This window comes from Thiomicrorhabdus cannonii (assembly GCF_013391695.1).
In the GTDB taxonomy this organism is placed as follows: Bacteria; Pseudomonadota; Gammaproteobacteria; order Thiomicrospirales; family Thiomicrospiraceae; genus Thiomicrorhabdus; species Thiomicrorhabdus cannonii.
Genome location: NZ_JACBGH010000053.1, coordinates 1 through 381, shown reverse-complemented (window position 1 = coordinate 381; position 381 = coordinate 1). Strand labels below are relative to the sequence as shown.

At 62.7% G+C, this 381-nt stretch carries 1 protein-coding gene; it reads right to left on the bottom strand.

Annotated elements, in window-relative coordinates; all coding sequences use genetic code 11:
- Positions 1-188: 188 nt before the first annotated feature.
- On the bottom strand, positions 189-381 hold a 193-nt coding region (locus HZ297_RS11930), incomplete at its 5' end, for a hypothetical protein (RefSeq protein WP_218644639.1).

The following is a 381-nucleotide window of genomic DNA, read 5'->3' as shown; positions in this document are numbered from 1 at the left end:
CCGTTGGCCGGGTTGACGGTAGTGAAGGTCTTTCCGTCCAGGGCATCGACGAAGCGTCCATCGATAAAGGCCCTGGTCTGGAAGCGCTGGGCCTTGGCCCGCTCGGCGAAGTTGGGGCGAAGAGTGTTGGTCATGCTGTTTCCTCATTGCTGGATAGGTGACTGCCGCACGGGCATGGCTGGACCGGGTTACTCGCAGAGCACCGACTTGATCCGTTCGTACTTGGCTGGATGGCATCGCTTGACGTAGAAGCCGTAGGCCCAGCCGGCGGCGAACACGATGAACACAAGCGCCGCCAGCAGGTTAGCCCAGGTGCCGCTGAGGCCCAGGAGCAGCTCCACGCTGCTGAGCGCGTAGTAAAGGAAGACGCACAGGCCGGCG